Below are 22844 nucleotides of genomic sequence, written 5' to 3' on the forward strand. Positions count from 1 at the left end.
CTGGATGGGTGAGAATGGGCGTATGTCAAACATTTTTGGTGGTCCAAAGGCCGGCGCTCCCGGCGGGGCGGACGAGTCCCGCGCTGTTCCCAAGGGGGACACCGTCGGTTCCTACAACTCCTATCTGGACGCCCAGAAGGCGGTGGACTACCTGGCGGACCAGCAGTTCCCCGTGCAGCTGGTCTCGATCGTCGGCAATGACCTGAAGATGGTGGAGCGCGTCACCGGCCGGCTCACCTACCCCCGCGTGGCGCTGTCCGGCGCGCTGAGCGGCATGTGGTTCGGCCTCTTCGTGGGGGTCATGCTCTCCTTCTTCTCGGAGTCCGGCGGCTACTTCTCGATCGTCACCTCCGTGTTGATGGGTGCGGCCTTCTTCATGCTGTTCGGCATCGTCACGTACGCCATGCAGCGCGGCAAGCGTGACTTCACCTCCACCAGCCAGGTGGTCGCAACGAACTACGACGTCGTGGTGGCCTTCGAAGCCGCCCATGAGGCGCGCCGCCTGCTGCACCAGCTACCGATGACGCAGCATGACGCCTCCGCCCCGGGCTTCCAGCAGCACGACCACCAGCACCAGCCGTTCCAGCCCGGCCCGCAGCAGCCCGGCCCGCAGCAGCCCGGCCCCCAGCAGCAGCCCGGCCAGCAGGGGCCGATGCCCCAGCGTCCCGCGGGCTGGAGCGACCCGTATGGCCAGCGGACCACCGATGCCGGCCAGCCGGCGGCCGCCGGTGAGCCCGCCGCGGAGGAGGAACCGGTGCGGCCCTCCGGCGTCAGCTACCCGGACCTGCCCGACGGACGGCCGCAGTACGGCGTCCGGGTCACCGACGAACCCCGGCAGGGAGAGCACAGCCCGGACGGACCCCGCCGGGACGGCGAGCAGCGCTAAGGCCGCCAGACAGCAAAGGCAAGGCACCAGGCAAGAGAAAGGGAGGGCCGCCGGATCACACCGGCGGCCCTCCCTTTCCACTTACCCCGCTGCTAGGGCAGCTGGGCCTCAACGTCCTGGTAGATGCCTGCCATCCAGGACTCGACGTCGTCGGCCTTCCGCGGCAGCGCGGCGCTCAGGTTGACCGGGCCGTCCGCCGTCATCAGGATGTCGTCCTCGATCCGGACGCCGATTCCTCGGTATTCCGCCGGAATGCCAAGGTCCTCCTCCTTGAAGTACAGTCCCGGTTCGATCGTGAAGACCATGCCGGGGGCCAGGATCCCGTCCAGGTACAGCTCACGCTTGGCCTGGGCGCAGTCGTGCACGTCCAGGCCCAGGTGGTGGCTGGTGCCGTGCGGCATCCAGCGGCGGTGCTGCTGGCCTTCGGGGCTGATGGCTTCCTCGACGGACACCGGCAGGAGGCCCCATTCGGCGAGGCGTTCGGCCAGCACGGTGGTGGCCGCGGTGTGGATGTCGCGGAACTTGGTGCCGGGCTGCGCGGCGGCAAAGCCGGCGTCGGCGGCGTCAAGCACGGCCTCGTAGACCTTGCGCTGGACCTCGGAGAAGGTGCCGTTGGCCGGCAGGGTGCGGGTGATGTCCGCGGTGTACAGGGAGTCGGCCTCGACGCCGGCGTCCAGCAGCAGCAGCTCACCGGCGGTGACCTTGCCGGTGTTGCGGGTCCAGTGCAGCACGGTGGCGTTGTTGCCGGAAGCGGCAATGGTGTCGTAGCCGAGTTCGTTGCCCTCCTCGCGGGCCCGGGCGAAGAACGCGCCCTCGACCACGCGCTCGCCGCGGCGGTGGGTGAGGGCCCGCGGCAGGGCCTTGACCACCTCGGTGAAGCCTTCAACCGTGGCGGCCACGGCGGTCTTCATCTGCTCGACTTCCCATTCGTCCTTGATTAGGCGCAGCTCGGAGAGGGCCTCGCTGAGCTTCTCATCAAGCGCGTCCAGGACGCCCAGGTCCAGGTTCTCCGGATCCTTGGCGGTGTTGTAGCGGGCCGTGTCCACGAGCGCGTCGATGTTCTCGTCCACCTTGCGCACCAGCCGGATGGAGATGCCGCCGATCTCCGGGGCGCCGACGTTCTTGGTGATGGCGAGCTCGAGTTCGGCCAGGTCGGCGGTCTCCAGGCCCAGCTGGGCCTTGAACTCGGCGAGGGTCGGCCGGGCGCCGATCCAGAACTCGCCCGAGCGGGAGTCGGCGTAGAACTGCTCGGTGTCGCGGCCGGCCAGCGGACGGAAGTACAGCGTCGCGCGGTGGTGTCCGCCGTCGTCGCCCTTGCCTTCGTCGGCCGGCTCCAGGATCAGCACGGCGTCGGGCTCGTGGTCCAGGCCCAGGCCGGTGAGGTGGGCGAAGCCCGAGTGCGGCCGGAAGCGGTAGTCGCAGTCGTTGGAGCGGACCTTCAGCGGGCCGGCGGGGATGACCAGGCGTTCACCTTTGAACAACTCTGAGATGGCCCGACGGCGGGCGGCGGCGTGGCCGGCGACGGCGTCGAGTTCCGGCAGCTGCTCCCGGGACGGGGCCCAGTTGCTGGCCATGAACGCCTTGAAGGCATCGGAGCTGGGCCGCTGCGAGCGGTTGTTGACGCGCTCTTCGAGGGGCTGGGAAGCGGAGACTTGGGTGTTATCTGCATCGTTCACCGTCCCATAGTCTCACCAGCTGCGCGGCTTAGGCCAACAAGCCGCCCCGGCGAATCTACTAGGCTAGGGAGGTGAGGATTGACCTGCATGCCCACTCGAATGTTTCCGACGGCACCCAAGCGCCCGCGGAGGTGATCGCGTCCGCTGCGGGGGCCGGGCTGGACGTCGTCGCCCTGACCGACCACGACTCCACCGACGGCTGGGCCGAGGCCTCCGCCGCCGCCCGGGAACACGGCGTGGCCCTGGTCCCCGGCATGGAGATCTCCTGCCGGACCAGCGAGGGCATCAGCGTCCACCTGCTCAGCTACCTGCACGACCCGGCCCACCCCGGGCTGCTGGACGAAATCACCAAGGCCAAGGACGCGCGCTTCACGCGGGCCGAGCGGATGGTCAGCCTGCTCGCCGAGGACTACCCGCTGACCTGGGACGACGTCATCCACCACGTCGCCCCCGGCGCCACCCTGGGCCGGCCGCACATCGCCGACGCCCTCGTGGCCGCGGGCGTGGTCGAGGACCGCAGCGAAGCCTTCGAATCGATCCTGACCTCGCATTCCCGGTACTGGGTGCAGCACTACGCACCCGACCCGGCGTACGCCGTCGAACTGGTCCGCGACGCCGGCGGGGTGCCCGTGTTCGCGCATCCCGTGGCATCCTCCCGCGGACGGATCGTGGGGGACCGCACCTACCGGGAGATGATCGACGCCGGCCTGGCCGGGCTGGAGATCGACCACCGGGACAACCCGGAGGAGGGCCGCGCCTTCCTGCGCCGCCTCGCGGAACGGCACGGACTGCTCGTGACCGGGTCCTCCGACTACCACGGGGCCGGCAAGCCAAACTTGCTGGGCGAGAACCTGACCGCCCCCGAGGTCTTCGCGCGGATCGAGGAACTGGGCACCGGATCGTCCGTGGTGCGCTGATGGAGTGGATTGACCTCCAGCTCCTGGCCTCCGTGATCGTCACGCTGTTCGTGATCATGGATCCGCCCGGGACGGTGCCGATCTTCATGTCCTTGACGGCCCAGATGGACGTTAGGGACCGCAACCTGTCGGCGCTGCAGGCGCTGCTCGTGGCCACCGGCGTGATCGTGACCTTCGCGATTTTCGGGCAGTCCATCCTGAACTACATGCACATCTCGCTCGCTGCGCTGCAGGGGGCCGGCGGCCTGCTGCTCGTGCTGATCGCGCTGCAGCTGCTGACCGGCTCCACCAGCGGCGAGGAGAACGCCGCCAAATACAAGAACGTCGCGTTTGTGCCGCTGGGGACGCCGCTGATGGCGGGCCCGGGTGCGATCGTGGCCGTCATGGTGTTCGTCCAGCGCTCCGACAGCATGGCGCAGTACCTCGCCGTCGGGCTGGGGATCGCCGCGACGCTCGCGTCCCTGTACCTGGCGATGCGGTTCGCCGGCGTCGTGCAGCGCGCCCTGGGCGAGAACGGCGTCGAACTGGTCACCCGGATTGCCGGCCTGTTGCTCTCCGCGATTGCGGTGCAGATGATCGCCGACGCCGTGCACGCCTTCGTCAAGAGCTGGACCTGACGGCGCCGCCCAACTGACTGGCAGTTGTTGTCGCTTTGAGCGTCAAAACGACAACTACTGCGAGCTAGTTGGGGAGGGCCGGCGGCGGGGTGCCGGGCAGCGCGGTGAAGTCCGCGTGCGCGCCGAGCCGCTTGGCCATGACGTCGACGGCGGCCTGGTTCTGGTCCACGCAGACGAACTTCCGGTCGAGCTTGGCCGCGACTGCGCCGAGCGTGCCGGAACCGGCGAAGAAGTCCAGGCACCAGTCGCCGGGGCGGCTGGAGGCCGCGACCACCCGCCGGATCAGGCCTTCGGGCTTCTGCGTCGGGTAGCCGGTCTTTTCCTTGCCGGTGGGCGAGACAATCGTGTGCCACCAGACGTCGGTGGGAAGCTTGCCAAGCTCGCGCTTGGCCGGCGTGACGAGTCCGGGTGCCATGTACGGCTCCCGGTCCACCTCGGCGCTGTCGAAGTGGTATTTCGCCGGGTTCTTCACGTACACGAGGATGTTGTCGTGTTTGGTTGGCCAGCGGAACTTGGCCCGGGCGCCGTAGTCGTACGCCCAGATGATCTCGTTGAGGAAGCACTCGCGGCCGAAGATCGCATCCAGCATGACCTTGGCGTAGTGCACCTCGCGGTAGTCGAGGTGCAGGTAGAGGGTGCCGTCGTCGGCGAGCAGCCGCCAGGCTTCGACCAGTCGGGGTTCCAAAAAGGACCAGTAGTCGCTGAAGGCGTCGTCGTAGCTGTGCAGCGCGCCCTTGATGGTGTCGTAGGAGCGGCCTTTGAAGCCGACGCGGTCGCCCTCGCCGCCGGTGTTGAGCACCATTTTGGTTTCCTGGCGCCGCTGCACCCGGCCCGTGTTGAAGGGCGGATCCACGTAAATGAGTGTGAAGGCGCCGTCCGGCAGCGTCGGGAGGTACTCCGCGTTATCCGCGTGCACCACCAGGTTGCTGCCGTCCGGCGCCCAGACGGTGTCAGACATGTTGGGGATTAGGCCTCGGCGCTGCGTGCCGGAGCGCCGCCCTGTGCCTCGCCGGCCACCACTTCGCCGTTGCGGCGGCGGGTACGGGTCCGGCGGCGCGCCCGGGTGGCCCGGTCGACCTCGGTCGGAGCGCTCGCCGTTGCCGGGGCGCTTGCCTCGGCGGGTCCGGTGGCGGTCTCCTTCTCGGGGGAACGACGACGGCGCTCACCGGAGCGTCCGCTGTCACGGCCGCCCTCACGGGAGCCGTCGCGGCCGCCGTCGCGGGAGCCGGAGCGTCCGCCCTCGCGCCCGCCTTCACGGGGGGCGCGTCCGCCGTCGCGTCCGCCGGTCCTGGCGCTGTCCCGTCCGCTGGGACGGGCGTTCTTCTTGCCGGTCTCGCCGAGGTCCTCGAGGACTTCGGCGTCGACGCCGGCGAGCACCCGCTTGTCGCGCGGGAGGCGGCCCTTGGTGCCCTCCGGGATGTCCAGTTCCTCGAACAGGTGCGGCGAGGAGGAGTAGGTCTCAACCGGCTCGGGAACGCTCAGGCCGAGGGCCTTGTTGATCAGGCCCCAGCGCGGCATGTCGTCCCAGTCGACGAAGGTCACGGCGGTGCCCTTGTTGCCGGCGCGGCCGGTGCGGCCGACGCGGTGCAGGTAGATCTTCTCGTCTTCGACGCACTGGTAGTTGATCACGTGCGTGACGTCGTCAACGTCGATGCCGCGCGCGGCGACGTCGGTGGCAACGAGGACGTCCACCTTGTTGTTGCGGAAGGCGCGGAGCGCCTGCTCGCGGGCGCCCTGGCCGAGGTCGCCGTGGATGGCGGCCGCAGCAAAGCCGCGGTCCACGAGTTCCTCGGCGACCTTGGCGGCGGTGCGCTTGGTCTTGGTGAAGATGATGGTCCGGCCGCGTCCGCGGGCCTGCAGGATGCGCGCCACCACCTCGATCTTGTCCATGCTGTGGGCACGGTAGATCAGCTGGCGGATGTCGCGCTTGGTCAGGCCCTCATCCTCGGGATCCGCGGCGCGGATGTGGGTGGGCTTGGTCATATAGCGGCGTGCCATCGCGACGACCGGGCCGGGCATGGTTGCGGAGAACAGCAGGGTCTGGCGGACGGGCGGGGTGCCGGCGATGAGGGTCTCGACGTCCGGCAGGAAGCCCAGGTCCAGCATCTCGTCGGCCTCGTCGAGGATGACCATCTTGACGTTCTTGAGGACGAGGTGCTTCTGCTTGTAGAGGTCGATCAGGCGCCCGGGGGTGCCGACGACGATCTCGACGCCCTGCTGCAGCGACTCGACCTGCGGCTCGTACGCGCGGCCGCCGTAGATCGTGGTGATGCGGGCGTTGCGTTTGCGGGCCGCGTTCTGCAGGTCGCCGGCGACCTGCACCGCGAGTTCACGGGTCGGCACGATCACGAGGGCCTGCGGTGCGCCGGGGGCCGGGAGGTCGGCGAAGCCCGCGTCGTCGCGTCCGATGACGCGCTGCAGGGCCGGAATGCCGAAGCCGAGGGTCTTGCCCGTGCCGGTCTTGGCCTGGCCGATGATGTCGTGGCCGCCCAGGGCGACCGGCAGCGTCATGGCCTGGATCGGGAACGGGTGGGTGATCCCGGCGTCGGCAAGGGATTCAACAATGTCGGCGCGGACGTTGTAGTCGGCGAAGGACTTTTCCGCAATTTCGTGCGGGGTTTCGTCCGAGATGATGGTCTCTTCCGGCTCGATCGATTCCGTGCCGGATTCGTCAGTCAGAAGCTGGTGCGTGTGCAATTCACTCACAGGGGAGTTTCCTTATTCATTTGGGCTGCGCTGCTTGCTCAACGGGGCCGGCCGAGGGCCGTTCCGGAGCACGCTCAGGGGCGCAAGCAAGTCCAGTGGAAGCCGATCGCGGGCTATCTAAATGCTGGCACTGGGACCAGCGGGTGTGTCTCAAGATCGCGTAGGGGCGGGCTTGTTGAATTCGAAAAACATGGAAATCAACGACCGGGCATCCATTACTACCCTTCCAGTCTAGCTGTTCGCCGTTCGGAACCTCGACCGGGGCCCGCGGTGCGGCGCGGCAACGGCCCGGCTGCGCGGCGCAAGCGCGGCGCAATATCAGCCCACGAGTTCGAGCCGGACCTCCCGCGTGACGATGTCCGAGGACAGGACCCGCACCCGGACCTGGGTGCCGGATTCCAGTTCGCCGGGGCACCGTGCGGTCACCGCGGGCTCCGCGATCTGCACGATCCCGGACGGGCCGTTGCCGTTCCCGTTGCTGCCCTTACCGTTTCCGTTCGTGGTGCCGTTCTTCGCCGGCTTTGAGCCGGAGATGACGACGGCGTCGAACTCCTGCCCGATGTGATTGCTCAGGAGGGCCGCCTCCACGGTGTCCAGCGACAGCCGCTCCAGCTTGGCGGCCAGTTGGTCCGAGGCCGCCATGATGGCCGGCAGCGAGGGGAGCGCTTCGCGGGCCCAGCCCGGAACCTCGGCGCCGTTGGACAGGGCCTCGCAGATGACCAGGACGAAGCGGTCGATCAGGCGCCGCAGCGGTGCGGTGGAGTGGGCATACGCCGCGCCGATGGCGGACTGGATGGCGTCCTCCGGGACGGCGCCATCGAAATGGGTGTAGCCGGCGCCGCGGAAGAGCATCCCGGCCGAGTGCACGATGGCAAGCTGGCGCGGGTCGGTGGGGTCCAGGGTGCGCAGGTATTCCCCGTAGCTGATCCGGCCGTCCCAGGGCTTGCCGAGTGCGCCGGTCTGGCGCCGGAAGTGCCGCAGTGAGCTCTCATCCGGAGCGGGCATGGTCCGCAGGATGCCGACCTTGCCCTGCAGCATGAGCTCGGCTGCGGCCATGCCGGTCATCAGCGAAATCTGGGCGTTCCAGTCCTCCACCGGCAGCGGCGGCGCGGCGACGATCCGGTAGCCGCCGTCGGGGAGCTGCTCGATTTCCTGCTCCGGCATGTTCAGGCTGGCCCCGCCGCGCAGGCGCTCCAGCTCCACCCGCTTGCTGCCGACTTCCTTGAGCAGCTGCAGTACGGGGTGCGCGGTGCCGCCGTCGAGTTCGGCCTGCACGCCGTGATAGCTGAGCTTGGCCCGGCTGCGGACCTGTGCCCGGCGCACCAGCACGGAGGACACCTCGGCGGCGGCGTCGAGCTCGAACTCCCAGACGAAGGCCGCGCAGAGCTGGCCCGCCAGCAGGCTGCCGGCCGCCTCGCTGATGACCTCGGGGTGCAGGGGGATGCGGCCGTCCGGGGTGTAGAACGTCTGGCCGCGGCGCCGGGTCTCGGCGTCGAGCGCACCGCCGGGGGCGACGAAGGATGGGACATCGGCGATCGCGTAGAAAACCCTGTACCCGTCGCCGGCGCGGTCAATGAACAAGGCCTGGTCCAGGTCCGTCGAGGACGCCGGGTCGATGGTCACGAATTCCACGTGCGTCAGGTCCAGCTCCGGCAGCTCGTGGGAGGCGACGGCCGCCTCGGCGTCCCGGAGCACGGCTTCCGGAAACGGCCCCGGCAGCTCCAGGACGGTGCGCAGTGCGTTGAGCGCCTGGGCAAGCTGGTTCTTCTGCTGGCGGACGCTCGGAGTCAGGCGATGATGAGACACGGAATCAGGTTAGCCCGATTTCCGCTACTAGTCTTGAAGCATGAGCACCTCCCCGGCCGAGCCCGCCCGCTACAACCTTTTCCTCCGGGACCTGCTGGGCGTGATGGCCTACGGGGAGCTCTCGGCCTTCGAACGGCTCTCCTCCGACGCCCGGTATTCGCCCACCCTGCACGACCGGGCGGTGCTGGGCCGCCTCGCCGTCATCGAGTTCCAGCACTTCGAACTGGTCTGCGCGAAGCTGGCGGAGATGGGCATTGACGCGGAGGAGGCCATGCTGCCGTTCCAGCCTTCGGTGGACCACTTCCATGAGCGCACCCGCCCCGCCGACTGGCACGAGTCGCTCATGAAGGCCTACGTGATCGACACGGTCTCCGCGGACTTTTACCGGTCCATTTCGGGCTACGTCGACGCCGAGACGGCCGGGCTGATTGAACTGGTCCAGGCGGCCGGGGACGCCACGGTGGTGCTGCGGGACCGGCTCAAGGCCGCGCTCGCCGATGATCCCCGGCTGGCGTCCCGGCTGGCGCTGTGGGCGCGGCGGTTGCTCGGCGAGGCGATTACCCAGGCCCAGCGGGTCAGCGTGGAGCACGCCTTCCTCGGCGGCCTGACCGGCGCGGACGAGGCCCGGGCCGGCGAACTCGCCCGCGCCCTGACCGCCGAGCTTGCCGCCGCGCATTCCCGTCGGATGTCCGAGCTGGGACTCGCCGGCTAGTTGTCCGCGGCCCCGCTGCGGACGTCGGCGTCGGCGTCCGCCCCGGCGTCGAGCGCGGCAAGCAGGGCGCGTGCGGCCCCGGCAGGATCAGCGGCCTCGGTAATCGCCCGGACCACCACGATCCTTCTGGCTCCGGCGTCGACCACCTGCGCCACGTTGCCCAGGTCGATGCCGCCGATCGCGAACCACGGCACCACCCCGGCGACTTTCCCGACGTCGGCGGCCTCGGCCCGGCCGATCGCCGCGGCGGCGTAGCGCACCAGGTCCAGCCCGACGGCGGCGCGGCCCGGCTTGGTGGGGGTGGCCCAGACCGGCCCCACGCAGAAGTAGTCCAGCCCGCCCCGGCCCGGGGACGCAGCGATGGCCGCATCCACCTGTTGCGGCGTGTGCGTGGACATGCCGATCACGGTGCCCTTGCCCAGGAAATCCCGGGCCGCGGCGAAGGGGATGTCCTTTTGCCCAATGTGGAACACCGGCGCCCCGGCCAGCGAGGCCAGATCGGCACGGTCGTTCACCGCCCAGAGCCGGCCGTGCCGCCGCGCCACGGAGTGCAGGACCTCCAGCAGCTCAAGCTCCTCGGCCGCCTCCAGCGACTTGTCCCGCAACTGGATGATGTCGACGCCGCCGGAAAAGGCGGCGTCAACGAAGTCCTCGAAGTCACCGCGCTCCTTCCGGGCATCGGTGCACAGGTACAGGCGGGCGGTGGTGTGGACATCCTGGCTCATGCCCCAAGCCTAGTTCCTCTAAACTGGGCGCATACCGCGGGAGCCCGCGCGAGCCGTCAGACGGCCGCCGGGCTGAGAGGGCGTCAGAGCCGACCGCTTGACCTGATCCGGCTAGTACCGGCGTAGGGAAGGAACCCCATGGACATATCCGCCGCACCACCGGATTATTACGACGTCGTCGTGATCGGCGGGGGACTGATCGGCCACGGCATCGCCTGGGAGGCCCGCCGTTCGGGCCGTACCGTCGCGCTGGTCGACGATGCCCCCGGCACCGGCGCCAGCTGGGCGGCCGCCGGCATGTTGGCGCCCGTGAGTGAACTCCACTACCAGGAGGAGGAGCTCCTGGCCCTGATGCTGGAAGCCTCAGGGTTGTGGCCGGAGTTCGCCGCCGGCCTGGCCGGCGGCAGCGACGGTAGCAAGACTGACGGCGGCGGCACCGGATATCTCACGACGCCGACCCTCGCCGTCGGCGCGGACGCGGCCGACCGGCGGGCGCTGGCCGACCTGCGGGCCGCGCAGCAGGCCTGCGGCCTGGCCGTGGAGCCGCTGACCGTGCGTGAGGCACGCAACCGCGAACCGCTGCTCAGCCCGGGCATTTCCTGCGCCTTCGACATCCCTGCCGACCACCAGGTGGATCCGCGGCGGCTGCTGGCGAGGATCGGTTCACTGCTGGCCACCGACAGCGGGTTCACGGCAGTGCCCCGCCGCGCGGCCGGGCTGCTTTGGCAGGGCGGCCGCGTCGCCGGAATCCGGTTCGAGGGCGGCGGAGAGCTCCGTGCCGGCGAGACCATCGTCGCCAACGGCCTGGCGGCGGCGGAACTGCAGGGCCTGCCCGGGGGACTGTCCCTGCCGCTGCGTCCGGTCTACGGGGACATCCTGCGGCTCCGGGTCCCGGCACGGCTCCGGCCACTGCTGGGCTCGACCGTGCGGGGCCTGGTCCGCGGGGTTCCGGTGTACATCGTCCCGCGGGAGGACGGCACGGTCGTGATCGGCGCAACCCAGCGGGAGGATGCGCCCTCCGAGGCCAGCGCGGTCTCCGCCGGCGGCGTGTACCAGCTTCTGCGCGATGCCCAGCAGCTGCTCCCGGCCGTTGCCGAGCTGGAACTGCTCGAGGCCACGGCGCGGGCGCGGCCCGGGACCCCGGACAACGCCCCGCTGCTGGGGCGCGTGGCCAACGCCGGATCCGGGCAGGACGTCGAGGGACTCATCATTGCCACCGGGTTCTTCCGGCACGGGGTCCTGCTCACCCCGGTGGCCGCCGCCATCTGCCGGGCGCTGCTGGACGGACAGCCGGACCCGCGCTGGGCGGGCTTCCGCCCGGACCGCTTCTCCAGCCGCCGCCCGGTTTCTCCAGCCCACGACTTATCCGTGCGGGACGCTTCGCCCGCGGACGCTTCAGCGAAAGACAGGACAACAGCATGAATATCAGGCTCAACGGAGCGCAGCACGCCCTCGCCGACGGCGCCACCGTCAGCGCCCTGGTCAGCGGGGTCACCGGCCGGACGCTGGCCGCCGACGGCCAGGCCACGGACGGCCGGAAGCTCGGCGTCGCCGTCGCCCGCAACGCCGAGGTGGTGCCGCGCAGCCAGTGGCACGCGACCGCGCTCGCCGAGGGCGACGACGTCGAACTCGTCACGGCAGTACAGGGAGGATGAAGGCCATGGGAGAAACAGCGCTGACCGGGACCCAGCAGGCGCGCCGGGACCCGCTAACGGTCGACGGCGTGGAACTGGGCTCTCGCCTGATCATGGGCACCGGCGGTGCCCCCAGCCTGGACGGCCTCGGCGCCGCGCTGGTGGCCTCCGGAACGGAGCTCACCACGGTGGCCATGCGCCGCTACTCGCCGGCCGAGAGCGGCTCGCTGTTCCAGTTGCTGGCGGACCACAACATCCGGGTGCTGCCCAACACCGCCGGATGCTTCACCGCACGGGACGCCGTCCTCACGGCCGAACTGGCCCGCGAAGCGCTGGAGACGGACTGGGTGAAGCTCGAGGTGATCGCGGACGAACACACCCTGCTGCCCGACGCCCTGGAACTTGTGGAGGCAACCGAACAGCTGGTGGCGCGCGGCTTCAAAGTCTTCGCCTACACGAATGACGACCCGGTGCTGGCCCTCCGGCTGGAGAACCTCGGCGCCACCGCCGTGATGCCGCTGGGCGCCCCGATCGGCACCGGCCTGGGCATCCTGAACCCGCACAACATTGAACTCATCGTCTCCCGGGCCTCGGTGCCGGTGGTGCTCGACGCCGGCATTGGCACCGCCTCCGACGCCGCGCTCGCGATGGAACTGGGCTGCGACGCCGTGCTGCTCGCCACCGCCGTGACCCGCGCCCAGGATCCGGCGCTGATGGGTGAGGCGTTCCGGCACGCCGTCATTGCCGGCCGGCTGGCCCGACGTGCCGGCCGGATCCCGCGCCGCGAGCACGCCCTCGCCTCGTCCGCGATGGAAGGACGCGCCGAGTTCCTGTAGCGGCCCCGGCCAGGGAAACCGGCCGGAGTACGATTCCTGAAAAGAAAATTGGCGGCAGGTGTCCTTTTGGCGGCGTCGTCTTCGTCGTACTGATGTAACGACCTACTAGAAGGAGTCACCGTGGACTACATGCTTTTCATCTGTACCGACCCCACAGCACCGGAATATGTGCCCGCAGAGGACAATATCGAGGAATGGGCGGCAGAGATAGAAGCCCGAGGCATCGCCCGCCACGGCGACAGGCTCCGACCTGTCGAGGACGCGACCACCGTCACCGTGCGCGGAGGCGAGGTGATTGTCGCGGACGGCCCGTTTGCCGAGACGAAAGAATGGGTCGCGGGCTATGACATTATCGCCTGCACCGATCTCGACGAGGCCATTGAGGTAGCGTCCAAGCACCCGATGGCTAAATTCGGCAAGATCGAGATCAGGCCCGTGTGGCCGTTCGGTTCCTAGCCCTCCGCCCGAAGCAAGAGACAGCGGGACGGGGGACCGCGTGGCAGCGGAATTGACCGTGCGGACCGCCATCGAAAGCGCCTCCGCTGCGGAGACGGCAAGGATCATCGCCACCCTCATCCGCGTGACGGGCGACTGGAGCCTCGCGGAGGATTGTGTTCAGGACGCGTTTGCGCGCGCCCTCGTCGACTGGCCGGAGCGTGGAATCCCCGCCAACACCGGGGCGTGGCTGACAACTGTCGCGAAGAACAGGGCGATCGACCGGATGCGGAGTGCGGCCAGCGAAAAGAGGGCGGTGCGGGAACTCACAATCCTGGCCGAGCTCGAAGAGCTGGCTGACGAGCCACCCGGCGATCCAGCTGCCGATCCAGCTGGCGACGACGACCGGCTGCGGCTGATCTACACCTGTTGCCACCCCGCCCTCCCGCTCGAGGCCCGGGTGGCATTGACATTGCGCACAGTGGCGGGCCTGACGACAGGCGAGATCGCACGCGCGTTCCTCGTCCCGGAGGCCACCATGTCGAAACGGCTCGTCCGCGCCCGCGGCAAAATCCGGGATGCCGGCATTCCGTACCGGGTGCCGCCGCCGGAGCTGATCTCCGAACGCACGGCCGGGATCCTGTCCGTCCTTTACCTCATGTTCAACGAGGGATATGCGGCCACCGGCGGCACCACGTTGATCCGCGAGCCCCTTGTCCGCGAGGCGATCCGTCTCAACCGGCTGCTGATCCGTCTACTCAACGGGTCTCCGCAGGAACCGGAGGCCCTTGGCCTGCTGGCGCTCATGCTGTTCCAGCATGGCCGCCGGAAAACGCGGACGGACGCGGCAGGGGACCTGGTGACACTGGAGGACCAGGACCGCGAACGATGGGACCGGGCAGCGACGGCGGAGGCCGTCGCGCTCCTGGCGGCCGCCGACCGGCTCGGGGCTTCCCGCGGCTCCCGGCCCGGGAGCTACCGGATCCAGGCCGCCATCGCCGCGTGCCACATGACCGCCCCCGACTTCGGCAGCACGGACTTCGCCCGCGTGGCACTGCTGTACGACCGCCTCGCGCAACTGGCGCCCTCGCCGGTCGTCGAGCTCAACCGTGCCGTCGCCGTCGCGATGTCCCAGGGGCCGGAGGCGGGGCTGGCCCTCATGGAGCAACTGGACCGGACGCGGTCACTGGAGCGGTACTACCTCCTGCCTGCCGCGAAAGCCGATCTCCTGCGGCGCCTGGGCAGAATGCACGAGGCCGGCCGCGACTACCTGCGCGCCCGGGCACTCGCACCATCCGAGGTCGAGCGCCGCTACCTCAGCAAACGCCTGGCGGAGACCGGCGCCGAGGGAACCGGGGTACTGTGATGCGCATGGAGATGCGCCTCGAGGTCATACAAGTGCCGGTCGCCGACGTCGATAAAGCCAAGTCGTTCTACATCGACCAGTTGGGATTCGACCTGGACCACGACGTGGAATACATCCCCGGGATGAGGGTCGTCCAGCTCACCCCACCCGGATCCGCCGCCTCGATTGTCATCGGGACGGGAATGACCAGCATGGCCCCCGGAAGCCTGGAAGGCCTGCAACTCGTCGTACCGGACATGGCATCCACCCGCGCCGAGCTCCTCCGCCGCGGGGCAGAGATCAGCGAGGTCCAGGACCTTGGCGGAATCGCCTTCGCATATTTCAGCGACCCGGATGGCAACCGCTGGGTCATCCAGGAATCCACGTCCCCGGACGTCAAGGAAGCTCCCCGGCGCTAACGGCTTCAGCCGGTTAAAGCACTGTGGCCACTCACCCGAGGGGGAGTGGCCACAGAGCTTTACGACTTAGCCGCCCGCTAGAGGCGCAGGATGGCGGTCATCCGGGCAGTGTCCTGCCGGGTGCGCGACCTACCGAGGTAGAGCACCGCGCCGACCGCCGCCGCAGCGCCCAGCAGCAGGGGCAGGACCCACGGGATCCAGGTCAGTCCAGGCTGGTAGCCGAAGCCTGCCGCCATGAAAATGATCCAGCTCAGCATCCCCACGCCGAGGGCGATTCCGGCCGGCACGGTGATGCCGTACTTGGCGTGCCGCTTGTCGTTGGCCCAGACCACAAAACCCGCCGCTACGGCCACCATGGCCACCACAATCAGGGACAGCATTCAGACTCCTTTGGGAACTGCGGGTTGGGGGCGGGTTGAACGGTAGGGGTGCGGGTCCGGGGCGTTGCCTAGAGGGCGCCGAAGCCGACCCGGCGGACCTCTTCGGCGCCGATTTCCACGTAGCCCAGGACGTTCGCCGGGATGATGATCTGGCGGCCCTTCTCATCGGTCAGGCGGAGTTCGGTGCCCTTGGACAGGGCCTCTTCCACGAGCTTCGCCACTACGTCCGCTTCCTGGTTGGATTCGAGGGCAATTTCGCGGCCGATGTTCTGAATGCCGATCTTTACTTCCACAGCAAGGCCTCCCAGCCAATCAAAGTGTTCAAGTTTTCTCTGCGAGGGTTTTCTCTACGAGTTCCCTCTAGGAGGTGTTCTCTATTTGTAGTCTAGGACTCTTTGGGAAAGCGGGAGATTCCGCGCCAAGCTAAACGGTAGATCAGGTCACTGGCCACATCGATGTCCAGGTTACCGTCGGTTTCCAGCCAGTACCGGGCACTGACCTGCGCCATTCCGGACAGCCCCCGGCCCAGGAGTTGGGCTTCCAGGAGCGGCAGTTTGGTGTCCTCGGCGATGACTTTCGCGATCGCGTCGGCGAAGGTCTTGTTGAACGTTTCCAGCCGCGCGCTCACATCGTGGTCGTTGACCAGGTCGGATTCGAAGACCAGCCGGTGGGCCTGGTCATCGTTGGCGATGAAATGGAAGTAGGCCCGCATGACGGCCTGGACGCGCTCGTCGTTGTCCGTCGTGGAGTTCAGCGCACCGAGCAGCAGGTCCGTAAGCCCCGACAAGTGGCTGTCCAGCAGGGCCAGGTACAGCTCGCGCTTGGACGGGAAGTGCTGGTACAGCACGGGCTTGCTCACGTGCGCGGTCTCGGCGATTTCGTCCATGGCGGCGCCATGGTAGCCGTTGGCCACGAAGACCTCCTGCGCGGCGGCGAGCAGCTGGGCCCGTCGTTCATCGCGCGGCAGCCGCGCCGAGCGCTGCGTCCCGCTCCGCGTCTGGGCCGCCGACGACTTTCCGGTGTGTCCCCGCTCAACCGGTGCCTGATGAACCACTGTCGGCCTTCTTTCCTTCGCTGTTAGCTCCACTTTACGCGGGGGTAATATGACCTGGCGGCATCTTCGGGCATACATTGAAGTATGGCTTCCCAGTTGACCCCAAACGGAACCCCCGCAACCCCGCCGCCGGCGCCAGGACCGCTGGTCGAACCTGCGGACGCGCTGACGCCGGAGGAGGTGGAGCGCTACTCCCGCCACCTGATCATTCCCGAGATCGGTACGCTCGGGCAGCGCCGGCTGAAAAACGCCAGGGTCCTGGTGATCGGTGCCGGCGGCCTCGGCTCGCCCGCGCTGCTCTACCTGGCCGCCGCCGGGGTGGGAACCCTGGGCATCATCGACGACGACGACGTTGACCTCAGCAACCTCCAACGCCAGGTGATCCACGGTGTGGCCGACGTCGGCCGGCCCAAGACTGAGTCCGCCCGCGACGCGATCGCCGCGCTGAACCCCCTGGTCGATGTCCGGCTGCACAACGTCCGGCTGGATGCCTCCAACGCACTGGAGCTCTTCGCCGGCTACGACCTGATCGTCGACGGCGCCGACAACTTCGCCACCCGCTACCTGGTCAACGATGCCGCCGCCATCCTCGGAAAGCCCTACGTGTGGGGCTCGATCTTCCGCTTCGACGGACAGGTCAGCGTTTTTTGGGAGCAGCACGGCCCGACGTACCGGGACCTGTACCCCGAAGCGCCGCCCGCGGGTTCGGTGCCTTCCTGCGGGGAAGGCGGCGTCTTCGGCATGCTGTGCGCCGCCGTCGGCTCCCTCATGGTGACCGAGGCGGTCAAGCTGATCACCGGCGTCGGGCGTTCGCTGCTGGGCCGGGTGGCGCTGTTCGACGCGCTCGGCGGCAGCTGGCGCGAAATCAAAGTCTCCAGGGATCCCGAAGCCCCGCGCGTCGCCGAGCTCACCGACTACGAGGCCTTCTGCGGGATCGCCCCCGCCGCAGACGCCGGAACCGAACACACCGTCACCGCCACCCAGCTCGCCACCATGCTCGCGTCGCGCAAGGCCGGGCTGAAGGATTTCCAGCTCGTGGACGTGCGCGAAAGCGGCGAGTTCGACATCGTCCGCATCGACGGCGCCACGCTGATCCCGCAAGGCCGGATCCTGGCCGGCGACGCGTGGGCCGAGCTGCCGCAGGACACGGACATTGTGTTCCACTGCAAGGGCGGGACACGCTCCGCGGCCGTGCTCGCCGCCGCCCGGGCAGCCGGCTACGAACGGGTCAGCCACCTGGAGGGCGGGATCCTCGCCTGGGTGCGCGAGGTGGAACCGGGCAAACCGGTCTACTGACAATTTTGAACACCTTTCCCTGGGTACCTTGTCCGGAGTACCTTGTCCCCGGGCCGCCGGCCCCTACCCGAGAGGCACTGCCATGAGCCAAGACACGGACCTGACCCCGCAGCACAAGATCGGCTCGGGTTTCGGCCCGCGTTCGACGGCGGCGGAGGTCATCGCGGGTGTGGACCTGAGCGGGAAGACCGCCGTGGTCACCGGCGGCTACTCCGGGCTCGGCCTGGAGACGGTCCGGGCACTTTCTTCCGCCGGGGCCCGGGTGATGGTTCCGGCGCGGCGCCCCGACCATGCCCGCAAGGTCCTGGCCGAGGCCGGCCTCGAGGGGGTCCGCGTGGCCGGGCTTGACCTGGCCGAGCTCGACAGCGTGCGGGAGTTCGCGGCCGATTTCCTTGCCTCCGATTTCCTCGGCGACGGCAACAGCCTGGACATCCTGATCAACAACGCCGCCATCATGGCCAGCCCGGAGCAGCGCGTTGGCCCGGGGTGGGAATCCCAGTTCGCCACGAACCATCTGGGCCACTTCGTGCTCACCAACCTGCTGTGGCCCGCGCTCTCCGCGGGGGAGGGGGCCCGGGTGGTGGCACTGTCCTCCACCGGCCACAAGCTGTCGCCCATCCGGTTCGATGACATCAATTTCGACTCCGGCTACGACAAGTGGAAGGCCTACGGTCAGGCGAAGACGGCGAATGCGCTGTTCGCGGTGCAGCTGGACGCGCTCGGGAAACGTGCCGGTGTCCGGGCCTTCGCCGTGCACCCGGGAGGCATCATGACCGAGCTGCAGCGGCACCTGCCCCGGGAAGAGATGATCGCCTCGGGCTGGATGGATGCGGAGGGCAACCTCAACGAGCGGTTCAAGACGCCCGCCCAGGGGGCCGCGACCTCGGTCTGGGCGGCCACCTCGCCGCTGCTTGCCGGCAAGGGCGGCGTCTACTGCGAGGACTGCGATATTGCCGAGCCGACGGTGCCGGGAACGCCGGAAGCGCGGGTCAGGGGAGTGGATGCCCACGCCGTGGACCGGGCGGACGCCGAAAGGCTGTGGCAGCTGTCCGCCGAGCTGACGGGTGTCAACGCCTTCGCCGCGCAATCGGACTAACCGCGGGCCTGACCGCCGGACTGGCCGACCTGGCCAGCCGGACGGAACAGCGCCGGGCTAGCGGCTGAGGGGTATCAGGCCGTTTCCCGCTGGCCGTCGGCGGAGCGCAGCGCGTTGTGGTCGACCGGGCACTCTGCCTCAGTGCCGGAAGCGGGGCGCCGGCCCGCAGGTTGTTCAACCGTGATGCCGTAGACGGCCTCGAGGCCGGCCACATAGTCGTCCTGCTGGCCGTTCGCAGCGAGTTCCCGGGCACGGACGGTGGGCACGTGCAACAGCTGCTTGACCATCCGGCGCAGGGCAAACTCGACTTCCTCTGCCGCGGCGGTGCAGCCGTGGCGGGCGCGCACCTTTTCCATTTCGGCGTCGAGCACGTTCATCGTGTGGCGGCGCAGGGCGACGATGGCCGAATCAACCGAGCGCGCCTCTCGCTCCTGCTCGAAGGCGGTGGCGGCGCCGTCGACGATGCCGCTGGCCTGGTTCAGGGACTCCGCTTGCTCCTGCGGGGCGGCCAGCCGGACGGACTCCAGCGTGAGCAGTTCGACGCCGTCGAGTTCGGCGACGGCGGGGTCGAAATCGTGGGTGAGGGCCAGGTCGATCGCGATCAGCGGCTGCGGCGACGCCGAGCGGATCCGGGCCAGTTCGGAGGCCTCGACGCGGTTGTCGGAGCCGCTGCAGCCGATCATCACGTCGGCGGCCGCGACGGCGTCCGGCAGGGAAGCGCTGTCCAGGGCGGTGCCGCCGCGGGTGGCGACAAAGCCGGCGGCGCGGCCCGAGGAGGAGAAGACGGAGATGTCAGTGCAGCCGCGTTCGCGCAGCAGGGACATGGTTGCGCCGGCGTAGGCGCCGGTGCCGAAGACGACGGCCTTCTTGGTGGACCAGTCGGGGTTTTCGGAGAGGTCGGTGGCGAGGTCCAGGGCGACGGAGACGATCGACAGTCCGCGCGAGCCGAGGGCCGTCTGTGCACCGACGTCCTTGGCGGTCTTGGAGGCGGCCTGGAACAGCCGCACGAGACCGGAGCTCGCGGTGCCTTCGTGCTGCGCGGTGATCAGGGCGCGCCGGACCTGGCCTGCGATCTCGCGTTCCCCGACGACGGCGGAATCCAGTCCGGAACTGACCGCGAACAGGTGACGGCTGACGTCCGGGCCGGTGCGGGTACTAAAGGACCGGGAGACGAGTTGTTCGTTAAGTCCGCTGGCGCCGCTGATCTGGGAGACCAGCGCGGCGCGGGCCGCCTCGACGTCGTCCGGGTGCGGCGCTTCGCCGTAGATTTCGAAGCGGTTGCAGGTGGCAAGGACAACGGCACCCGCCACGGCCGGCGATTCGGCGAGGGCGGATGTGGCAAGCCCGGAAGCGCCGGTGCTCAGTTGAGCAACGGTCTCCAGGTCGATGTCGGCGTGTGTAGCCACCAATGAGAAAAGAACCACAGCACGACAATCATAGCTTTTTCGCGTCCGTGTAGAACAACTGCCGGGCGTGGGACTGCCCACCCGGGGTTGTGATTCCCGCCACGGAGGCGTCCGCAGCGGCTGCCCTGACAGGTTGTAGTTATCTTTTGGGGCCGATTTTCGGCACAATCAAAGGCATGACTCCTAGCGCTGCGGCCACGAACGGCACTGCAATTAACGGCACGGCAAACGACGGCACGGCACACAACAGTCTCGACGCCGGCCACCCCCTGATGGACGGCCGCACCGCCGACTCGCCGCTGATCACCGCCTACCGCGGCGGCAAGCCCTCCCGGCGGCCCGTCTGGTTCATGCGCCAGGCCGGCCGGTCGCTACCCGAGTACCTCAAGGTGCGCGAAGGCGTGGCCATGCTGGATTCCTGCCTGCGCCCCGAGCTCGCCTCCGAGATCACCCTGCAGCCCGTGCGCCGGCACGACGTCGACGCGGCGATCTTCTTCTCCGACATCGTCATCCCGCTCAAGCTGGCCGGCGTCGGCGTCGATATTGTCCCCGGCGTCGGCCCGGTGCTGGACAAGCCCGTGCGCACCGCCGCGGACGTTGCCGCGCTGCCCCAGCTGAGCTGGGAGGCGCTGGAGCCGATCCGTGAGGCCGTGCGGCTCACCGTGGCCGAACTCGGCAGCACCCCGCTGATCGGCTTCGCGGGCGCACCCTTCACACTGGCCGCGTACATGGTGGAGGGCAAGCCGTCCCGCGACCACCTCGGCCCGCGCACCATGATGCACGCGGATCCGGAGACCTGGACGGCGCTGGCCAACTGGGCAGCCGACGCTTCCGGGATGTTCCTGCGCGCGCAGCTGGAGGCCGGAGCCTCCGCCGGGCAGCTCTTCGACTCCTGGGCCGGCTCCCTGGGCCTGGCCGACTACACGCGGTTCGTGGCCCCGGCATCCGCCCGCGCCCTCGATCACGTCCGGCACCTCGGAGCACCCCTGATCCACTTCGGCACCGGCACCTCGGAGCTGCTGGTGGCGATGCGCGACGTCGGCGTGGACGTCGTGGGCGTCGACTACCGGCTGCCGCTGGACGAGGCCAACCGCCGGCTCGGCGGGACCGTGCCGCTGCAGGGAAACATCGACCCGGCACTGCTCTCCGCACCATGGGAAATCCTCGAGGCCCATGTCCGCGACGTCATCAAGGCCGGCGCCTCGGCCCCGGGCCACGTCCTGAACCTGGGCCACGGCGTGCCTCCGGAGACGGACGCGGCGGTGCTGACCCGCGTCGTCGAACTGATCCACTCGATCGCCCCGGAGTAAACCCGATGGCCACCGACGCCGCCACTGACACCACCGCTTCCGCGCCGACGGCCGTGGTGGTGGGCGGCGGCATCTCCGGCCTGCTCGCCGCCCGCGAGCTGGCGCGGGCCGGCGTCCGGACCACGGTGCTGGAAGCCTCGGGGGCCTGGGGCGGCTGCGTGGGCAGCCATGTGGTGGCCGGCCTGACCCTGGACAGCGGCGCCGAATCCTTCGCCACCCGGTCCGCCGCGGTGGCCAGCCTGGCCGAAGAACTGGGCCTCGGCGCGCAGATCGTTCCGCCCAACCCCGGCGGCGCCTGGGTCCAGCTGCCCGAGGGGCCGCGGGAACTGCCGAAGACCGGCGTGCTGGGAATTCCCGCCAACCCCTGGGACCCCGAAGTCCGGCGTTCCCTTGGCCTGCTCGGATCCCTGCGCGCCTCCCTCGACGCGCTGCTGCCGGCCTCCGCGGGGACCGCTGCCGAGGCCGCCAGCGTTGCGGCCCTAGTCCGCGCCCGGATGGGCAAACGCGTGCTGGAGCGGCTGGTCGCGCCGGTGGTCGGCGGCGTGCACTCGGCCGACCCCGCCCTGCTTGACGTGGACATGGTGGCGCCGGGACTGCGCGCCGGAATCCGCACGCACGGCTCCCTCGCCGCCGCCGTGGCCGCGCAGCGCCGGGGGGCCGGACCGCGGCTGGGTGCGCCGGGGTCCAGCGCTCCAGCGCCCGGCGCCCAGCAGCCCGGCCTGCAGAAGGCGGGCTCCGCCGTCGCCGGCCTCCGTGGCGGGATGCACACCCTCGTCACCGCCCTCCTCACCGAGCTGCGCGGGCTGGACGTGACCCTGCTCAGCGGCACCAGGGTAGACGCAGCCCAGCGCATCCCGGGCGGCTGGCGGGCCACCGCGGGCCAGGCCACCTTCGACGCCGAGCGGCTGGTGGTCGCGGTGGAGGGCCCGGCGGCCGTCTCGCTGCTCGCGGGCACGCTGCCGGCATTGGCGGCCCTCCGCCCGGACGCGGGACCCGACGTGCGGCTCGTGACCCTGGTGCTGGACAGCCCCGCCCTCGACGCCGCGCCGCGCGGCACCGGAGTGCTCGTGGCCCCGCAAAGCCCCGGCATCCGCACGAAGGCCCTCACCCACGCGACCGCCAAATGGGCCTGGCTAGCCGAACGGACGGCGCCCGGCCGGCACGTCCTCCGGCTCTCCTACGGACGCGGCGCGAACGTGCCGGACGGCGCGGCGACCCCGGAGCCCCGGAGCGACGAAGAGTTGTTCGACGCCGCGCTGCAGGACGCCGCCGCGCTGCTCGCCGTCCCGCTGTCCCGGACCGACGTCGTCGGCTGGGACGTGGTGCGCTGGTCCGGCGCGCTGCCCTTCGCCGCACTCGGCCACAAGCGGCGGGTCGAGCAGGTCCGGCAGCTTTGCGCGGCCGAAGGTGGCCTCGCCGTCGTCGGGGGCTGGCTGTCCGGAAACGGCCTCGCCGCCATCGTCGCCGACACCCCCAAACAGGTGGCCGCCCTGGTTCCCTGGAGCCTGCCCCCAGAGCCGGAAAGGCGGCCCCGGCACGGTTCCCGGTAGCCGGAAAGTAGGCGTTTGGGCAAATTTTCCACGTCAAC

23 protein-coding genes and 1 riboswitch are annotated in these 22844 nt (G+C 69.6%); of the genes, 14 read left to right on the top strand and 9 right to left on the bottom strand.

Annotated features, from left to right (window positions below):
- The first annotated feature begins 22 nt into the window (after window positions 1-22).
- Window positions 23-886 carry a YflT domain-containing protein gene (locus HNO80_RS05145; RefSeq protein WP_175321768.1) on the top strand — a complete coding sequence of 288 codons (864 nt, stop codon included), beginning with the start codon at window positions 23-25 and terminating at the stop codon, window positions 884-886.
- A gap of 92 nt (window positions 887-978) precedes the next feature.
- Here HNO80_RS05145 and HNO80_RS05150 read toward each other — a convergent pair whose 3' ends face one another.
- Entirely contained in the window at window positions 979-2562 is a 1584-nt protein-coding gene (locus tag HNO80_RS05150; protein ID WP_175321769.1) for an aminopeptidase P family protein, read from the bottom strand.
- Between the two features lie 71 nt (window positions 2563-2633).
- Between HNO80_RS05150 and HNO80_RS05155 the strand changes: the two genes are divergently transcribed.
- Complete coding sequence (locus tag HNO80_RS05155) at window positions 2634-3479, top strand: PHP domain-containing protein (RefSeq protein WP_175321770.1); 846 nt, start codon at window positions 2634-2636, stop codon at window positions 3477-3479.
- Window positions 3480-3487: 8 nt separating this feature from the next.
- On the top strand, window positions 3488-4096 hold the full coding sequence (locus HNO80_RS05160; RefSeq protein ID WP_175321912.1) for a MarC family protein: 609 nt from the start codon (window positions 3488-3490) through the stop codon (window positions 4094-4096).
- 64 nt (window positions 4097-4160) lie between these two features.
- Here the strand turns inward: HNO80_RS05160 and HNO80_RS05165 are convergent, their stop codons facing one another.
- The 3 genes from HNO80_RS05165 to HNO80_RS05175 form a co-directional block, all read right to left on the bottom strand.
- Window positions 4161-5054, bottom strand: a complete 894-nt coding sequence (locus HNO80_RS05165) for a DNA-methyltransferase (RefSeq protein WP_175321771.1) — start codon at window positions 5052-5054, stop codon at window positions 4161-4163.
- An 8-nt stretch (window positions 5055-5062) separates the two neighbouring features.
- Entirely contained in the window at window positions 5063-6802 is a 1740-nt protein-coding gene (locus tag HNO80_RS05170) for a DEAD/DEAH box helicase (protein WP_175321772.1), read from the bottom strand.
- Between the two features lie 318 nt (window positions 6803-7120).
- Window positions 7121-8608, bottom strand: a complete 1488-nt coding sequence (locus HNO80_RS05175; RefSeq protein WP_175321773.1) for an RNB domain-containing ribonuclease — start codon at window positions 8606-8608, stop codon at window positions 7121-7123.
- A gap of 40 nt (window positions 8609-8648) precedes the next feature.
- Here HNO80_RS05175 and HNO80_RS05180 point away from each other — a divergent pair, with 40 nt between their 5' ends.
- Complete coding sequence (locus HNO80_RS05180) at window positions 8649-9320, top strand: ferritin-like fold-containing protein (protein WP_175321774.1); 672 nt, start codon at window positions 8649-8651, stop codon at window positions 9318-9320.
- On the opposite strand, the gene thiE is transcribed toward HNO80_RS05180, so the two are convergent.
- Window positions 9317-10045, bottom strand: coding sequence for a thiamine phosphate synthase (thiE, locus tag HNO80_RS05185; RefSeq protein WP_175321775.1), 729 nt, complete (start codon window positions 10043-10045; stop codon window positions 9317-9319). The genes HNO80_RS05180 and thiE overlap by 4 nt on opposite strands.
- 26 nt (window positions 10046-10071) lie before the next feature.
- Window positions 10072-10192, top strand: a riboswitch (TPP riboswitch).
- Here thiE and thiO point away from each other — a divergent pair.
- The 6 genes from thiO (at window position 10184) to HNO80_RS05215 (ending at window position 14714) form a co-directional block, all read left to right on the top strand.
- Window positions 10184-11467, top strand: a complete 1284-nt coding sequence (thiO, locus tag HNO80_RS05190; RefSeq protein ID WP_175321776.1) for a glycine oxidase ThiO — start codon at window positions 10184-10186, stop codon at window positions 11465-11467. (Overlaps the previous riboswitch by 9 nt.)
- Window positions 11464-11700, top strand: coding sequence for a sulfur carrier protein ThiS (gene thiS, locus HNO80_RS05195; RefSeq protein ID WP_175321777.1), 237 nt, complete (start codon window positions 11464-11466; stop codon window positions 11698-11700). The genes thiO and thiS overlap by 4 nt, the downstream gene beginning before the upstream one ends.
- A 5-nt stretch (window positions 11701-11705) precedes the next feature.
- Window positions 11706-12515, top strand: coding sequence for a thiazole synthase (locus HNO80_RS05200; RefSeq protein ID WP_175321778.1), 810 nt, complete (start codon window positions 11706-11708; stop codon window positions 12513-12515).
- A 129-nt stretch (window positions 12516-12644) separates the two neighbouring features.
- Window positions 12645-12971: a YciI family protein gene (locus tag HNO80_RS05205; protein ID WP_217500640.1), complete on the top strand. Its 327-nt coding sequence runs from the start codon at window positions 12645-12647 to the stop codon at window positions 12969-12971.
- Window positions 12972-13011: 40 nt separating this feature from the next.
- Window positions 13012-14316 carry an RNA polymerase sigma factor gene (locus HNO80_RS05210; RefSeq protein ID WP_349627224.1) on the top strand — a complete coding sequence of 435 codons (1305 nt, stop codon included), beginning with the start codon at window positions 13012-13014 and terminating at the stop codon, window positions 14314-14316.
- Window positions 14317-14321: 5 nt separating this feature from the next.
- Window positions 14322-14714, top strand: coding sequence for a VOC family protein (locus HNO80_RS05215; protein WP_175321780.1), 393 nt, complete (start codon window positions 14322-14324; stop codon window positions 14712-14714).
- Between the two features lie 77 nt (window positions 14715-14791).
- On the opposite strand, the gene HNO80_RS05220 is transcribed toward HNO80_RS05215, so the two are convergent.
- From HNO80_RS05220 to HNO80_RS05230, 3 genes are all read right to left on the bottom strand, one after another.
- A complete protein-coding gene (locus HNO80_RS05220) occupies window positions 14792-15094 on the bottom strand; it encodes a hypothetical protein (RefSeq protein ID WP_175321781.1) in 303 nt (100 codons plus the stop codon).
- Between the two features lie 68 nt (window positions 15095-15162).
- Entirely contained in the window at window positions 15163-15387 is a 225-nt protein-coding gene (locus HNO80_RS05225) for a DUF3107 domain-containing protein (RefSeq protein WP_175321782.1), read from the bottom strand.
- Between the two features lie 92 nt (window positions 15388-15479).
- On the bottom strand, window positions 15480-16226 hold the full coding sequence (locus HNO80_RS05230) for a TetR/AcrR family transcriptional regulator (protein WP_175321783.1): 747 nt from the start codon (window positions 16224-16226) through the stop codon (window positions 15480-15482).
- A gap of 6 nt (window positions 16227-16232) precedes the next feature.
- On the opposite strand from HNO80_RS05230, the gene moeB reads away from it, so the two are divergent.
- Complete coding sequence (gene moeB, locus HNO80_RS05235; protein WP_175321784.1) at window positions 16233-17444, top strand: molybdopterin-synthase adenylyltransferase MoeB; 1212 nt, start codon at window positions 16233-16235, stop codon at window positions 17442-17444.
- 82 nt (window positions 17445-17526) lie between these two features.
- A complete protein-coding gene (locus tag HNO80_RS05240) occupies window positions 17527-18540 on the top strand; it encodes an SDR family NAD(P)-dependent oxidoreductase (RefSeq protein ID WP_175321785.1) in 1014 nt (337 codons plus the stop codon).
- A 74-nt stretch (window positions 18541-18614) separates the two neighbouring features.
- On the opposite strand, the gene HNO80_RS05245 is transcribed toward HNO80_RS05240, so the two are convergent.
- Complete coding sequence (locus HNO80_RS05245; RefSeq protein ID WP_175321786.1) at window positions 18615-19964, bottom strand: glutamyl-tRNA reductase; 1350 nt, start codon at window positions 19962-19964, stop codon at window positions 18615-18617.
- 158 nt (window positions 19965-20122) lie between these two features.
- Between HNO80_RS05245 and hemE the strand changes: the two genes are divergently transcribed.
- A complete protein-coding gene (hemE, locus tag HNO80_RS05250) occupies window positions 20123-21256 on the top strand; it encodes a uroporphyrinogen decarboxylase (protein WP_175321787.1) in 1134 nt (377 codons plus the stop codon).
- 5 nt (window positions 21257-21261) lie between these two features.
- Window positions 21262-22806: a protoporphyrinogen oxidase gene (gene hemG, locus HNO80_RS05255; protein WP_175321788.1), complete on the top strand. Its 1545-nt coding sequence runs from the start codon at window positions 21262-21264 to the stop codon at window positions 22804-22806.
- Window positions 22807-22844: the final 38 nt, after the last annotated feature.

This window comes from Arthrobacter sp. C9C5, assembly GCF_013359735.1.
Taxonomy (GTDB): Bacteria; Actinomycetota; Actinomycetes; order Actinomycetales; family Micrococcaceae; genus Arthrobacter.

Bases quoted from the DNA above. Each gene is read 5' to 3' on its own strand.
- HNO80_RS05145 (WP_175321768.1), top strand. From the start codon at position 23: ATGTCAAACATTTTTGGTGGTCCAAAGGCCGGCGCTCCCGGCGGGGCG.
- HNO80_RS05165 (WP_175321771.1), bottom strand. From the start codon at position 5,054: ATGTCTGACACCGTCTGGGCGCCGGACGGCAGCAACCTGGTGGTGCAC.
- HNO80_RS05180 (WP_175321774.1), top strand. From the start codon at position 8,649: ATGAGCACCTCCCCGGCCGAGCCCGCCCGCTACAACCTTTTCCTCCGG.
- thiE (WP_175321775.1), bottom strand. From the start codon at position 10,045: ATGAGCCAGGATGTCCACACCACCGCCCGCCTGTACCTGTGCACCGAT.
- thiO (WP_175321776.1), top strand. From the start codon at position 10,184: ATGGACATATCCGCCGCACCACCGGATTATTACGACGTCGTCGTGATC.
- thiS (WP_175321777.1), top strand. From the start codon at position 11,464: ATGAATATCAGGCTCAACGGAGCGCAGCACGCCCTCGCCGACGGCGCC.
- HNO80_RS05200 (WP_175321778.1), top strand. From the start codon at position 11,706: ATGGGAGAAACAGCGCTGACCGGGACCCAGCAGGCGCGCCGGGACCCG.
- HNO80_RS05205 (WP_217500640.1), top strand. From the start codon at position 12,645: ATGCTTTTCATCTGTACCGACCCCACAGCACCGGAATATGTGCCCGCA.
- HNO80_RS05215 (WP_175321780.1), top strand. From the start codon at position 14,322: ATGGAGATGCGCCTCGAGGTCATACAAGTGCCGGTCGCCGACGTCGAT.
- HNO80_RS05220 (WP_175321781.1), bottom strand. From the start codon at position 15,094: ATGCTGTCCCTGATTGTGGTGGCCATGGTGGCCGTAGCGGCGGGTTTT.
- HNO80_RS05230 (WP_175321783.1), bottom strand. From the start codon at position 16,226: ATGTATGCCCGAAGATGCCGCCAGGTCATATTACCCCCGCGTAAAGTG.
- moeB (WP_175321784.1), top strand. From the start codon at position 16,233: ATGGCTTCCCAGTTGACCCCAAACGGAACCCCCGCAACCCCGCCGCCG.
- HNO80_RS05240 (WP_175321785.1), top strand. From the start codon at position 17,527: ATGAGCCAAGACACGGACCTGACCCCGCAGCACAAGATCGGCTCGGGT.
- hemE (WP_175321787.1), top strand. From the start codon at position 20,123: ATGACTCCTAGCGCTGCGGCCACGAACGGCACTGCAATTAACGGCACG.
- hemG (WP_175321788.1), top strand. From the start codon at position 21,262: ATGGCCACCGACGCCGCCACTGACACCACCGCTTCCGCGCCGACGGCC.